The following is a 12,827-nucleotide window of genomic DNA, read 5'->3' on the forward strand; positions in this document are numbered from 1 at the left end:
CAATCGGGTATGAATAAAAAAACACTTAGTTTAATGTCAAATGACTGTTTGTATGAAAAAAGCCCTTATCGTGTTTCTTTTTTTTGGGATTTCTGCTGGTTCCATTGCCCAGAACTATATCAGATTTTTGGATAAATATGGGTACGAGGTAGGCGAATCCAGTAACTCTGGATTTTCTTTTTTCGAATTGATCCAAAGCCAAGAGAGGATGGTTTTACTTCATAGATTTTCAAAGGATTCTTTAAAGATTTCAGAAAAATCATTCCTTTTTGATTCCTTAGGAAATGAATTGGCTTCAAGTGAAAAAGAGTTTTATGCTTCCAAGAAAACCAAATCAGTCATTAGGAAAGATAAATTAGCTGAAGAGGTACTGTCAAAGCAGTTTTATGAAACAGGAATTTTAAAGAGCGAGATTTTATCGAAAAAGGATTCTGTAGTCTACGAAAAGTATTTCAGTATTGATGGTCTTGAGATTCCAAAACCGGAATTGACACCTGCCTCTCCCAAGGGTGGAGTAAAGGGGTGGAATAATTATTTAGCATCAGAGTTACGCTATCCCTCAGAAGCTCGTGCCTCAGGTGCTGAGGGGATGATAGTTCTTGAATTCGATCTTGACAGTGAGGGAGTCATTAAGAATCTTAAAGTGGTTAATCAAGGAGAAAACCACAAATCCTTAGAATTGGAAGCAATAAGAGTTTTAGAAAAATATCCATACAGATGGGTACCTGCCCTTGAAAATGGAGTTCCTGTAGAGACAAGAATAAAGCTGCCACTAAAATTCAAATTGAGCTAAATCCATTGATTTTTTTATAATTTCTTACCTTCGGCCATGATTCAGCTGGTCGAATGCCCACGGGATGCCATGCAGGGGCTCCCTGATTTTATAGATACTGCCATCAAGGCCGCTTACATTAATCAGCTTTTTGAAGTCGGTTTTCATACCCTAGATTTTGGGAGTTTTGTAAGTCCTAAAGCGATCCCTCAAATGCGGGATACGGCAGAGGTATTAGAGATGCTGGATTTGCATAAAGCCAAATCAAAGCTTTTAGCTATTGTGGCTAATGTCAGAGGGGCAGAAGATGCGCTTCACTTTCAGGAAATAGACTTTTTAGGTTTTCCACTTTCGGTATCTGAGACTTTCCAGCAACGGAACACCAATGCCACCATTTCTGAGGCACTCAAGACAGTAGAAAGTATTCAACATCTTTGCGAAGCCAAAGGCAAAAAACAGGTAGTGTACCTCAGTATGGGTTTTGGCAATCCTTATGGCGATCCTTACTCTCCAGAGTTAATTGCAGAGTTTGTGGAGAAATTGGCCCAACTCCAGATTGAGACAGTTTCTATTTCGGATACCATCGGAGCAGCAACAAGCGAATTGATCACCGAACTCTTCAAAGTGAATACCCAAGCTTTTCCTCAGATTACGTTTGGAGCTCATTTGCATAGTAGGCCTGACGCGATTGAAGAAAAAGTAATGGCAGCCTTGAAGGGTGGGTGTCGTCGCTTTGACGGCGCGCTCAAAGGTTACGGAGGTTGCCCTATGGCCAAGGATGATTTGGTGGGAAATATGGCTACTGAGGTGATGGTAGAGACGTTGGAAAAAGAAGGATATGACCTTGGGTTGAATAAGTCAGAACTCACTGAATCATTGAAACTTGCCCAATTTGTATTTAACTATTGATTGATGTCTGATTTTAAAGTACAAGGTAAAGTCAAAGCCCTTCGATGGCTCCGCATTATCCACAAATGGTTAGGAATACCTCTGATTGTCTTTTTCCTTTTGATAGGGGTTACTTCTATATTGTTGGCTTGGAAAAAGAAGGCTGAACTCCTGCCTCCAACTTTGGAAACGAAAGTAGAAAGTGGAACCTGGATTTTGCCATCTCAAATGGTCAAGATCGGGGAGGAGGAAATGCGGAAGCTTGGCAGAGATCCCGAGGTGGATCGAATCGATATCCGACCAGATAAAGGTACGGCGAAGGTGACGTTTAAAACCCATTTTACCGAAGTACAGGTGGATGGTTTTTCGGGAGAGGTTTTATCAGTTGGAACACGGCATTCGGACTGGATCGAAAAAGTTCACGATGGCAGCATCATTGATTTTTACACGACAGGAGACGAAGGGGCAAAGCTTACCTATTCGACTTTGATTTCCATAGGTTTGATCTTTTTGGCGATCAGTGGATTTTACCTTTGGTATTTTCCTAAAGTGGTGAGACGGCTTAAAGGGAAATAGCCTCTTTTTTTCTAATCCTACTTTGTACTAAATTCCCTTATGGAAAATGACAAGCTTCATACTGTAAATGAGCCCGATATCGAACACGGTCGTTATTCCTATGCCGACTACCTTACTTGGCAGATGGATGAGATGGTCGAATTGATCCGCGGAAAAGTGTATAAATGGGCAGCTGCAGCACCAAGTATGAGTCATCAAAAAGTCTCATTGAGGCTCGGATCAGCGTTCTTAATTTTTTTGAAAGGGAAGCCTTGTCAAGTCTTTCAGGCTCCATTTGATGTGAGGCTTCCTGTAAAATCTAAAAAGAACAAGGATATCGATACTGTTGTCCAGCCAGATTTATGTGTGATTTGCGATGAAAGCAAGTTGGATGAAGCAGGTTGCATCGGTGCACCAGACTTGGTGGTCGAAATCCTTTCACCAGGAAATAACAGAAAGGAACTGAAAGTGAAATACGAGATTTATGAGGAATCTGGAGTAAAAGAGTATTGGGTTATTCATCCTTCTGAACAAACCTTGTTGATTTACACCTTAGTCGATGGAAAATATCAATCCTCAGGTTTGTATGTAGCAGGCGATGAAGTGCAATCCTCCTGTATTGATGGCTTTAGCCTCAATTTGGAAGATATCTTTGAAACCTAATCGGCTTAAATCATCAACTTAAACTTCTTCCCAGGAAGCGATTTGACGATTCCTTCAAATTCGAGAGAGAGCAATTTGGAGGAAAGAATACCCAATGGGATCTCTGTGGCGTAAGAAATGAGATCAATTTCAGATTCGACTTTTTCTTGTAGGTGAAGTAGGATAGATCGTTCTTCTTCGTCCCTCCCGGTTAAATCCAATGTTGGTTTTTTGATCTTTTCTTCTCCCGGTTTGTTCCAAAATAGAGCCTCGGCAATGTCTCCCGGTCCGGTATAGATCGAAGCTTTCATCTTTCTAATTAGCTGATTGCACCCTTCCGAATAAGTAGATTGGAGGTTTCCGGGTACTGCAAAAACATCCTTATCATAGCTGTAGGCGATCTCAGCGGTAATTAAAGCCCCGCCTTTCTCGGCAGCTTCTACCACAATCAGTGCATCCGAAAGACCTGCAATGATTCGGTTTCGTGCGGGAAAATTACCGGGAACCATTCTACTTCCCGGAGCATATTCGGAAACAAGAAGGCCTGTTTCCTGAAGCTGTTCGGCTGTCTTTTTATGTGCGGCAGGATAGATTTGATCGATCGGTGAGCCCATAATGGCAATCGTTGGGAGTCCGACTTGAAGGGCGGCCCGGTGAGCCTCAATGTCAATTCCGTAAGCTAGCCCGGAGATAATGACGGGCTGATAGGGCAGAAGGTCTTCGATGATTTTTTTGGTGATGGCTTTCCCGTAGTTGGTGGCGCTTCGGGTACCTACGATTCCTATATTCCGGTCGAAATTCAACTCACCTTTCCCTTGAGAAAAAAGGATGACAGGAGAGTCTTCTATGGTCTTCAGTCGTTGAGGAAATCGCGATGAACTTGAACTATGAATCTGAATACCTTTTTTTTGGCAAGTATTGATAACGTCGTCTGCCACACCAAGCAGATTGGATTCGTTTTTCTGAATTTCCAGCAGTTTTTCTCCCACTCGAGGGATTTTGGAGGCCTTTCCTTTGGTGAGTTTAAAGAAATCCTTTGGCGAACCGCTGTAAGAGACGATTGCTTTAAAAAGTGTTGGGCCCACTTTGGGGGCCACGGCAAGTGCTAAATGATATCGGAGCTGCTCAAGATCCTGATCGGGAAGAAAGTTCATGCTTCAGATTGATTAAAAAATCCTTGATTTCCTGAAGTTTCTGTACTGCTGCTACTTTATCAAATCCCTGTTGCTTTCCAGAGGCAATCACTTCCTGTGCACCTTGAAGGGTGTAGCCCTTTTCTTTTACCAAGTGATAGACATACCGGATTTTCTGGATATCGTCTTTGGTGTAGCGACGGTTTCCCTTTTTATCCTTTTTAGGTCGGATGATTTCAAATTCACCCTCCCAATAGCGAATCAATGAAGCGGCCACTTTAAACATATCCGCCACTTCACCGATGGAATAGTATTTTTTCTCTATATCTCGCTCTTTGTAAGGCACAGGATTATGTTTAATGTTGAGTTACAAAAACCCCTAATTGAGGTGGGTTCTAAAAACAATCTAAAATAGGAAAATCGCAGTTGACTTCAAGCTTCACTTCAAGTAAACCAAAGAAAAAAACCTGATTTTATCGGTTTACTACTTGAAGTATTTGTACCACAGAAAGACCTGCAGTTTCGGTGCGAAGCCTGCTTTTCCCTAAAGAAACCGCCTTGAATCCTGCCTCAAAAGCCTTTTGAATTTCCTTTGGATCAAAGTCTCCCTCGGGACCAATTAGGATCAGGTACTTTTTCCCAGGTTCTGCCAAATCCATCAAATGATGTTTTTGATCTTCATCAACGTAAGCAATAAACTTCTGAAAATCATTGAATTCATTTGATTTGATTAAATCATTGAATTTAGTATTTGGATTGAGTTTTGGAGTTCTGAATTTGATGCTTTGCTTGCAGGCTGAAATGATTTTTTTCTGGAGTCGATCGGTTTTGAGAAAAGTTCGTTCGGAATTCATCGTTTCGATCAAGGTCAGTTCATGAAACCCGATTTCGGTAATTTTTTCCACCATCCATTCCATTCGGTCGGGATTTTTGGTAGGTGCTAATGCTAAATGAATACAAAAAGAATCTACCTCTGCTTCTGTTTTACTCAGAATTTTCAGGCTTGCTTTTTTTGGATTTGCATCCAAAATCACCGATTCGTAGACCAACCCTTTTCCATCTGTAAGTGTGATGGCATCACCTTGCTTTTTGCGAAGGACGCGAATCAGATGTTTGGATTCTTCCTCACTTAGCGTGGTGATAGGCTCGGAGATGTGATCTTGAAAAAACAGCTGCATGGGTAGAAGGATAAGAACACAAAAAAAGCACAATCCATTTAGAATTGTGCCTTTAAACCAAATTAACCTATAACCAAATTAACCTTTAGAAATTTCCATGTTTACGGTCTTTCCTTTGATGGTGTTGTTTTTCATTACTCGGATAACGTGCTCAGCGTCTTTCTGAGGCACATCCACAAAGGAGAAGTTGTCAAAAATGTCAATGCCGCCGATGCTTTTGCCTGGTACGCCTGTTTCTCCGGCGATTGCACCTACGATATCATTCGGACGGATTCTGTCTTTATTGCCTAAGTTGAGGAATAGACGCGTCATATTGGCATCACGTGTACGTTCTGTCCTTGGAGCGAAGTCTCTTCCGCCTTCTTTTCTATCACCAAAACGGCTTCCTCTTTCGAAACGGTCTCCGCCGCTTCTTGGACCTCTTTCAAAACGGTCTCCACCGCTTCTTGGACCTCTTTCAAAACGATCTCCTCTACCACCATCTCTACGGTCTCCAAATCTGCTTTCACGACCTCCGTCACGTCCGCCTTCTCTTCTACGGTCACCGTAGGCTGTTTCGATGCCAAAGTCCTGATCTTTCAGTTCTTTCACGGCATCTCCCATCACCATTTTCAAGAGACCAAGAGAAATCTGCTCAGGTGTCAAACCTTCTTTTACCAGTTGGCTGATGGTAGATTCGAAGATTTCGTTGTTTTCTTCCTTGCTCAATACGCGGTGTACGTCTTTTACCAATTGAGCTTTTTTCAACTCAACCAATTCAGTCACTGATGGAGGAGTCATTTTATTGATAGAAGCCTTGGTATAACGCTCCAAGTCTCTCAATTTCATGGTTTCTCTACGACCAGTGATGAAGGTGATGGCTGTTCCGGATTTGCCGGCACGGCCTGTTCTACCGATTCTGTGTACGTAGTATTCTTCGTCCAATGGAATGTCGAAGTTGAATACAGCTTCCACATTGTCCACATCGATACCTCTTGCCGCTACGTCTGTTGCAACCAATACAGTACAAAGTCCTTTTCTGAACTTGCCCATTACCTTGTCGCGCTGAGCCTGTGAAAGGTCTCCGTGAAGTGCTTCGGCTAGGATTCCTCTGGCACCCAAGCCTTCTGTTACCTCGTCAGTCATGCGCTTGGTGTTACAAAAGACTACGCTGAGGGCGTAGTTGTTGATATTCATCAGACGAACCATCAATTCCATTTTCAAAGAAGGTTTTACTTCGTAGTAAACCTGATCGATTTTGGATACGGTAAGCTCGTTTTTAGCGACCTTGATGATTTCAGGGTTGGTCTGATATTTTCTGGTCAAGTCCATGATGGGCTTGGCCATCGTAGCAGAGAAGAAGACAGTCTGTCTTTCTTCAGGCATTTCCTGAAGGATCGCTTCAATATCATCTCTGAATCCCATGTCTAGCATTTCATCTGCTTCGTCAAGGACAATGATTCCAGCGTCTTCCAATCTGAGTGTACCTCTATCCATGTGATCTTGCACACGGCCAGGAGTACCTACTACGATTTGAACACCTTTTTTCAAGGTACGAATCTGCTTGTCAATTGATTCGCCGCCGTAGATGGCTACTGAACTGATTTTTTTGTGATACTTGGCCAATTTTTGGATTTCTCCTTCTACCTGAACGGCAAGTTCACGGGTAGGACAGAGAATGATCGCCTGAGGTCTGTTGAACTCAGGATCTACCAGATCGATGATTGGAATGGCAAAAGCTGCAGTCTTTCCGGTTCCGGTTTGAGCCTGACCGATGACATCGCGTCCTTCCAATACGAAAGGGATGGCTTGTGATTGAATGGGGGAAGGGGTTGTATAACCCATTTCTTCCACGGCCCGCAAGATTTCTTCTGAAATCCCCAGGTCTGAGAATTTAATTGTGTTTTCCATGAATGTTTCCTTACTTTTTCTTGCCATGTACTCCTAAATCCCAGACAAGCGACAGTAAGGATTCACGGCTCGAAAAATAGCTACGTCAAAATTGACGCTGCAAAAGTAGGATGAAAAATTTCGAAAACCAAACCCTGTTCAAAAGTTTTTAGAATATTCTGTAAAATTCAGGGGTTGAAAGCGAAATATATTTGGTTTTCCTTTTTTTGGATCTTTTTTATTCTGTGTTTTCATTTCCAAACCATCATAAAAACGACCGATCAGCCGAAGCCTCCTTGGCCATTTTTTCGGCAAGATCTTTTCCCAAATATCGGTCAATCACTCCGTGAGCCACATACAAAACAGGAGTAAGTAGGACTGCCACAGAGAATTTGTACACATAATTGATCAGGCCTACCGCCACAATCTGGCTGATACTCCAGTTGCCAAACAAGTAGAAGGCAATCCCTAACACGACAAAAGAATCAATAAACTGAGAGACTAGGGTAGAACCTGTTGCTCGCAGCCAAATCATCTTGGGTCCGGTGACAGCTCTGAGTTTTTGGAATACAAACACGTCGATTAGTTGACCCAGCAAAAAAGCAGTAAGTGATCCTAAAATGATCCCCAAACCCTGTCTGAAAATCGTATTAAAGGCATAATCGATATTGAAACTGGAGCCATCAGGCATCTGAGAATTGACATCTAACCAAAAATCAGCTGGTACCAAAACGGTCACTAAACTGATGATAAGGAATACATAAGTGATCAAGCCTGCCGTGATGAAACTAATTTTCCGAACTCCTTTTTTTCCGAAATACTCATTAATGATATCGGTCGTAATGAAAACAATCGGCCAAATCACCGCACCCGCTGTCAGATTGAAGTCCAAGACATATTCTCCAAAGAAAGTCCAATTGACTGGGGAGAAGCCCAACGTTTTCTCGGCTGAAAAAATCTTGACACCGATGATTTCAGCCAAGATTGCATTGGTCAGAAATATAGATCCAAGGATGATAAATAGGTTGGTTTTGCGGCTGTGTTGAATTTCATTCATGATGAGAAAGGATGGGGTAGGTTTTGCCTTCTTCGCTTAAGGTTGAATTGGTGAAAACTGTTTGAGCCTCTGCCAACATTTCGGTTAAATCTACATATCGGGATGAGAAATGCCCCAACAACAAGTTTTTCACCTCACTTATTTTTGCAATATCTGCTGCTTGCTTGGCTGTACAGTGAAAGGTGTCTGCCGCTCGTTGGGCATCTGATTCCATGAAAGTGGATTCGTGATACAGTAAATCTACTCCTCGGAGAAAGGTTCTAAGTGTGGGTTCAAATTTCGTGTCTGAGCAAAAAGCATAGCTACGCAGGGGTGGCAAAGGGTGAGCATATTCATCTACTCGAAATACATTTCCGAGTTCATCGGTAAAATCCCTTCCACTTCGGATTTCGTGAATGGCTTGAAGCGGGATTTTATTTTCCTGTAGTTTTTCTTTAATCAGGCTTCTGAGACCTTGTTTTTCTTTGATCAAAAAGCCAGTGGTCGGAATCCGATGGCTCAACGGAAAGCTGTAAACCGAAAACCGGGGATGATCCATCAAAAGATTTAATCCATCGTCATGAGTTTGAATAAATTCCAATGGATAAGCCAATCGGGTATTGCTCCATCGGAAATGTGTGGTGATTATTTCGTCCAAACCCTGAGGACCAAAGATTTTCAAAGGCTGTGTTCGCTTGGAAAGATGGTAGCTGGAAAGCAAACCAATCAGTCCCAAGTAATGGTCTCCATGCAGGTGGGAAATAAAAATATGCGAAATCCGTGAATACTTAATCTTGAATTTCCGCATTTGAATCTGCGTGCCCTCGCCACAGTCCAGTAATAAACACTCCTGCCCAAATCTAACGACTTGGGCAGTGTGATTTCTTCCATGTACAGGGATGGAAGAGGTATTTCCTAAGATGGTGACTTCAAACTCGGGAATCAAGCTTCCTCCTCGTCTTCGCCTCCGTCGATTTCATGCATGAAAACAGCCTCTCCAGCCTCTTCCAGGCTGTTTACGAGTTTTAGCTTTTTATCCAGCATGGAGATTTTCAACAGCTTCATGACATGCTCCTGCACGCCAGAGATTAAGAAGATCCCTCCATTTCTTCCAAACTCTCTGTCACCTACCAGTAGTGCGCTTAGTCCACTGGAATCTACGTATTTCACAGCGCTCATGTCCAAAACGATGTTGGCGTATCCTTCAGCGTGGATGGTCAATAATTCTGATTTTAATTTGGGTGCTAATAAAGAGTCGATTTTCTCTTCCATCGGTGAGAAAACTACGTATTGCTCTTTTTTATCGATTGTGTATTTCATGGTAGCTTAGTTGGATTACTTGGTTAAATATGCAAGGATTGATTTTTCGATTCGAGATTCAATTGCGCCGGTTTCAGCTTTGATGAACTTTTCTCCGGTGATGTTTTCATAAAGCTCAATATAGCGATCGGAGATGCTTTCCACAATTTCATCGGTCATTTCCGGTACGCTTTGACCTTCTTTACCCTGAAATCCATTGGCTATCAACCATTGCCTTACAAATTCTTTGGAAAGCTGTTTCTGCGGCAAACCTTTTTCCTGGTTTTCTTCATAGCCATCTGCATAAAAATATCTTGAGGAGTCCGGCGTATGGATCTCATCGATCAAAAGGATTTCGTCACCATATTTTCCAAACTCGTATTTGGTATCCACGAGAATCAATCCCATTTCACGGGCCATTTCCTGACCTTTTTTGAAGAGCGCTCGGGTGTATTTTTCCAAAATCACATAATCAGCCTCGCTGACGATGCCTTTCGCAAGAATATCTTCTCTTGAGATATCTTCATCGTGTCCTTCGGATGCTTTGGTAGTAGGTGTGATTATTGGCTCAGGGAAAGGATCATTTTCTCTCATCCCTTCTGGCATGGTAACACCGCAAAGCACTCTTTTGCCGGCTTTGTATTCTCTTGCAGCATGTCCGGCTAGGTAGCCACGAATGACCATCTCCACCTTGAATGGCTCACATCTCTTTCCGATAGTCACATTGGGGTCAGGGGTTGCTGTCACCCAGTTGGGTACGATAGAAGAAGTGGCTTTTAGGAAACTTGCAGCGATCTGATTGAGCACTTGTCCTTTGAAAGGTATGGGGCGGGGAAGAACCACGTCAAATGCGGAAATTCTATCCGATGCAACTACGACTAGCTGATCTTCAAAAATATAAACGTCTCTTACTTTTCCTTTGTAAAAACCCACCTGTTCAGGAAATGTAAAGTGGGTTTCTTTGATGGCGTTGCTCATTTGAAATTCGTTTGGGCAAAAATAGAAAAACCTATTTCCCTATGCTTAGCCTTGGGGCTTATTTATTGATTTTATTTCCGAATTCATAGACTTCCGTACGGATCAATTCTCCTTTTTCATCAAAAAGTTTGCGCTCGCCATTCAGCCTTCCTTTGGTGTAATTTCTGATTTCCTGAATGATTCCGTTTTCATGAAAAATTTTCACTTCTCCTTCTTCTATTCCCATTTTGAAAAAGACGGTAGAAAAGGGTTTCCCGGAGGGATAGAAGCTTTCCTCCTTGATTTTTTCACCCTGAGCATCCATGGTCATCCTAAGCCTGAGCGATTCATTTTCATGAAAGTAAAGGATAGGCTGAATCGGGATACCTTTCGTATAAACTGCCTTCATTCGGATCGTTCCATTGGGAAAGTATTCGATCATTTCTCCTTCCGGACTTCCTTTTTTGTAGGTACCTCGACGCTCTGGTTTACCGTCCGGATAATTCAATACATAAGTTCCATCCAAAGCGCCATTGATGAACTGTCGCTGGGATTTCAGTTGACCATCAGGATAATAGGTCACCTCAGGTCCATTAAGAATGCCTTTTGAATAGGTGATTTTGGATAAAAGATTTCCGGATTCGTCGTATTCCTCAGAGACACCGTGGTATTGTCCTGCCAGAAATTGGGTTTTCGACTTTGGATTTCCATTGGGGAAAAAAGAGGTTGATGTGCCGTCAGGTTTATTGCCTTTGAATGTGGTTTTGTCCTGAATCTTTCCGTCAGGAAAATAGGAAATGACTTCGCCCTCCAGTTGATTGTTTACAAAAGTGGACTCTTGACTGAGCTGTCCACCAGGATGAAAGCTGAGGGCTTTTCCTTCTCTGAGGTTTTCCCTGAAATGAATGATTCTCAAGGTATCCCCTGAATCAGGATCCAGATCATAAAAAGCACCATCTCGTTTGTCATTTTTCAAATGTCCGATCAGAATCAACTTTCCTGTTGGATCGTAAAGCCAAACAGGACCTTCAGCCTTACCATTGATTTTGGTAAGCACTTCCTTGATTTGAAGGGATTGTTCATCGTAGTAAGTGCGAATGGTGTCTTGACCAAAAGAATTTGGAACAGAAACCAAATACAGGGCTATTAAGGTAAAGACTGGAACAGCTTTGATTTTTCCTGTGATGGAATTCAAAAATGGAATTGAAGGAATTACCATGGGGTGAATGCGGGAAGATTACGGAAAATTAACGTCCGAGGAAGGCAATTTGACTATTTTTGGCCAAAATTTAACTGGACGCTTCCAATTTCAGACTCTAAATGCAAGTCAAAAATATGCTACTCTCCCGAATTTTACCCTTTGCCGGACTATTGATCTTTTTTTCCTGCGCACAGGAAAAGCAACAGGAATTCAAAACGTATGAAGGAGAAATCTTTGGTACCTATTACCGGATTCAGGTGGGTGATTTAAAGCAGGATTTTCAACCTAAGTTTGATTCGGTTTTTACGATCATCAATAGTGCTTCCAACTCCTACATCCAAGAATCAGAGGTGTCGAGTTTCAACAATACCGGAAAGCTGATCAATCCTTCTTTTACTTTTCGGGATATGATGGACTCTTCGATGAAATACCATCAACTGAGTAATGGTTTTTTTGAACCTACCCTTTTCCCACTATTGAAAGCTTGGGGATTTTCTTTTGAGGCCAGAGAATCGATGGACTCTGCTAAAGTGGCGGAATTGAAAAAACTGATTGGATTTGAATCCAAGATTATTCGTTTGGACTCAGGCTACGTAGCAGCTGATGAAGGTGTCAAACTCGACATCACGGGAATAGGAGAAGGCTATGCCATCGATAAGCTGACCGAAGTGTTGAATCTAGCTGGTATTGAAAATTACATGGTGGAAATAGGAGGGGAGATGAAAGCAAAAGGTAAAAATCCCCGAGGAACGACTTGGACCATTGGAATTGAGGATCCGGCACAGGCTGAATTGGGCATAGGAAGTTCGATGCTGGCCAAGGTTGAATTGGATGGGAGAGGGATCAGCAGCTCAGGTAATTACCGCAAGTTTTACATGGACGAGCAGGGAAATCGACGGGCACATATCGTGGATCCGTTGACTGGTTTTCCGGTGAGTCACTCCATGGTATCCGTTTCAGTCTTTGCAAATTCAGCTACCGAGGCAGATGCTTTGGCCACAGCTTTTATGGCAATGGGACCTGAAAAGGCCAAAGAATTGGCGGAAAAACTCCCGGGAGTGGAGGCCATGTTTGTCATCGGAGGTCAGGGGAAATTGCAAATGGAGTTCACTTCGGGTTTTCCAAAAGTCGAGCAAAGCGATTCCTCGCAGTAATTGATTTGAAAAGGATGGTAATGTGGTCAAAAATAGTTGGTGACTTTAATTAGAAAATTTCTTAGAATCCCGTGCAGGTTTGAAGAGGACGTAAGCTCTGCTGAGGAGCAACTTACCAGCAATAAGATCTGCCAAGTGGAATG

Annotated in this window: 14 protein-coding genes; 5 read left to right on the top strand and 9 right to left on the bottom strand. The window is 42.5% G+C overall.

What is annotated here, in order from left to right; all coding sequences use genetic code 11:
• Nucleotides 1-52: 52 nt before the first annotated feature.
• From ACFPIK_RS02210 to ACFPIK_RS02225, 4 genes are read left to right on the top strand one after another with little or no spacing between them, the layout of a single operon-like run.
• Complete coding sequence (locus tag ACFPIK_RS02210; RefSeq protein WP_377911754.1) at nt 53-793, top strand: energy transducer TonB; 741 nt, start codon at nt 53-55, stop codon at nt 791-793.
• Between the two features lie 36 nt (nt 794-829).
• Complete coding sequence (locus ACFPIK_RS02215; protein ID WP_377911756.1) at nt 830-1,681, top strand: hydroxymethylglutaryl-CoA lyase; 852 nt, start codon at nt 830-832, stop codon at nt 1,679-1,681.
• 3 nt (nt 1,682-1,684) lie between these two features.
• Entirely contained in the window at nt 1,685-2,236 is a 552-nt protein-coding gene (locus ACFPIK_RS02220; protein WP_377911758.1) for a PepSY domain-containing protein, read from the top strand.
• Nucleotides 2,237-2,275: 39 nt separating this feature from the next.
• Nucleotides 2,276-2,878 (top strand): Uma2 family endonuclease, encoded by a 603-nt coding sequence (locus ACFPIK_RS02225; protein WP_377911760.1) that lies wholly within the window; start codon nt 2,276-2,278, stop codon nt 2,876-2,878.
• A gap of 5 nt (nt 2,879-2,883) precedes the next feature.
• Here the strand turns inward: ACFPIK_RS02225 and dprA are convergent, their stop codons facing one another.
• The 9 genes from dprA to ACFPIK_RS02270 form a co-directional block, all read right to left on the bottom strand.
• Nucleotides 2,884-4,011 (bottom strand): DNA-processing protein DprA, encoded by a 1,128-nt coding sequence (gene dprA / locus ACFPIK_RS02230; RefSeq protein WP_377911762.1) that lies wholly within the window; start codon nt 4,009-4,011, stop codon nt 2,884-2,886.
• Nucleotides 3,983-4,336 carry a MerR family transcriptional regulator gene (locus tag ACFPIK_RS02235; RefSeq protein ID WP_377911764.1) on the bottom strand — a complete coding sequence of 118 codons (354 nt, stop codon included), beginning with the start codon at nt 4,334-4,336 and terminating at the stop codon, nt 3,983-3,985. The genes dprA and ACFPIK_RS02235 overlap by 29 nt, the downstream gene beginning before the upstream one ends.
• A 127-nt stretch (nt 4,337-4,463) precedes the next feature.
• Nucleotides 4,464-5,168, bottom strand: a complete 705-nt coding sequence (locus ACFPIK_RS02240) for a 16S rRNA (uracil(1498)-N(3))-methyltransferase (RefSeq protein ID WP_377911766.1) — start codon at nt 5,166-5,168, stop codon at nt 4,464-4,466.
• A gap of 78 nt (nt 5,169-5,246) precedes the next feature.
• A complete protein-coding gene (locus tag ACFPIK_RS02245) occupies nt 5,247-7,058 on the bottom strand; it encodes a DEAD/DEAH box helicase (RefSeq protein ID WP_377911768.1) in 1,812 nt (603 codons plus the stop codon).
• Between the two features lie 244 nt (nt 7,059-7,302).
• Nucleotides 7,303-8,094, bottom strand: coding sequence for a queuosine precursor transporter (locus tag ACFPIK_RS02250; RefSeq protein WP_377911770.1), 792 nt, complete (start codon nt 8,092-8,094; stop codon nt 7,303-7,305).
• Nucleotides 8,087-9,019, bottom strand: coding sequence for a ribonuclease Z (locus tag ACFPIK_RS02255; RefSeq protein ID WP_377911772.1), 933 nt, complete (start codon nt 9,017-9,019; stop codon nt 8,087-8,089). The genes ACFPIK_RS02250 and ACFPIK_RS02255 overlap by 8 nt, the downstream gene beginning before the upstream one ends.
• Complete coding sequence (locus ACFPIK_RS02260; protein ID WP_377911774.1) at nt 9,016-9,393, bottom strand: STAS domain-containing protein; 378 nt, start codon at nt 9,391-9,393, stop codon at nt 9,016-9,018. Before ACFPIK_RS02260 ends, ACFPIK_RS02255 begins: the two co-directional genes overlap by 4 nt.
• A 15-nt stretch (nt 9,394-9,408) precedes the next feature.
• Entirely contained in the window at nt 9,409-10,350 is a 942-nt protein-coding gene (locus tag ACFPIK_RS02265; protein ID WP_377911776.1) for a phosphoribosylaminoimidazolesuccinocarboxamide synthase, read from the bottom strand.
• A 58-nt stretch (nt 10,351-10,408) separates the two neighbouring features.
• Entirely contained in the window at nt 10,409-11,548 is a 1,140-nt protein-coding gene (locus ACFPIK_RS02270) for a toxin-antitoxin system YwqK family antitoxin (RefSeq protein ID WP_377911778.1), read from the bottom strand.
• Between the two features lie 101 nt (nt 11,549-11,649).
• Here ACFPIK_RS02270 and ACFPIK_RS02275 point away from each other — a divergent pair, with 101 nt between their 5' ends.
• Nucleotides 11,650-12,684 carry an FAD:protein FMN transferase gene (locus ACFPIK_RS02275; RefSeq protein ID WP_377911780.1) on the top strand — a complete coding sequence of 345 codons (1,035 nt, stop codon included), beginning with the start codon at nt 11,650-11,652 and terminating at the stop codon, nt 12,682-12,684.
• Nucleotides 12,685-12,827 lie beyond the last annotated feature (143 nt).

The organism is Algoriphagus aquatilis (assembly GCF_042657405.1).
Taxonomy (GTDB): domain Bacteria; phylum Bacteroidota; class Bacteroidia; order Cytophagales; family Cyclobacteriaceae; genus Algoriphagus; species Algoriphagus aquatilis.

Coding starts and splice junctions, on each gene's coding strand:
- ACFPIK_RS02240 (WP_377911766.1), bottom strand. CDS start 5,168: ATGCAGCTGTTTTTTCAAGATCACATCTCCGAGCCTATCACCACGCTA.
- ACFPIK_RS02210 (WP_377911754.1), top strand. CDS start 53: ATGAAAAAAGCCCTTATCGTGTTTCTTTTTTTTGGGATTTCTGCTGGT.
- ACFPIK_RS02225 (WP_377911760.1), top strand. CDS start 2,276: ATGGAAAATGACAAGCTTCATACTGTAAATGAGCCCGATATCGAACAC.
- ACFPIK_RS02270 (WP_377911778.1), bottom strand. CDS start 11,548: ATGGTAATTCCTTCAATTCCATTTTTGAATTCCATCACAGGAAAAATC.
- ACFPIK_RS02215 (WP_377911756.1), top strand. CDS start 830: ATGATTCAGCTGGTCGAATGCCCACGGGATGCCATGCAGGGGCTCCCT.
- ACFPIK_RS02220 (WP_377911758.1), top strand. CDS start 1,685: ATGTCTGATTTTAAAGTACAAGGTAAAGTCAAAGCCCTTCGATGGCTC.
- ACFPIK_RS02245 (WP_377911768.1), bottom strand. CDS start 7,058: ATGGAAAACACAATTAAATTCTCAGACCTGGGGATTTCAGAAGAAATC.
- ACFPIK_RS02275 (WP_377911780.1), top strand. CDS start 11,650: ATGCAAGTCAAAAATATGCTACTCTCCCGAATTTTACCCTTTGCCGGA.
- dprA (WP_377911762.1), bottom strand. CDS start 4,011: ATGAACTTTCTTCCCGATCAGGATCTTGAGCAGCTCCGATATCATTTA.
- ACFPIK_RS02265 (WP_377911776.1), bottom strand. CDS start 10,350: ATGAGCAACGCCATCAAAGAAACCCACTTTACATTTCCTGAACAGGTG.
- ACFPIK_RS02250 (WP_377911770.1), bottom strand. CDS start 8,094: ATGAATGAAATTCAACACAGCCGCAAAACCAACCTATTTATCATCCTT.
- ACFPIK_RS02260 (WP_377911774.1), bottom strand. CDS start 9,393: ATGAAATACACAATCGATAAAAAAGAGCAATACGTAGTTTTCTCACCG.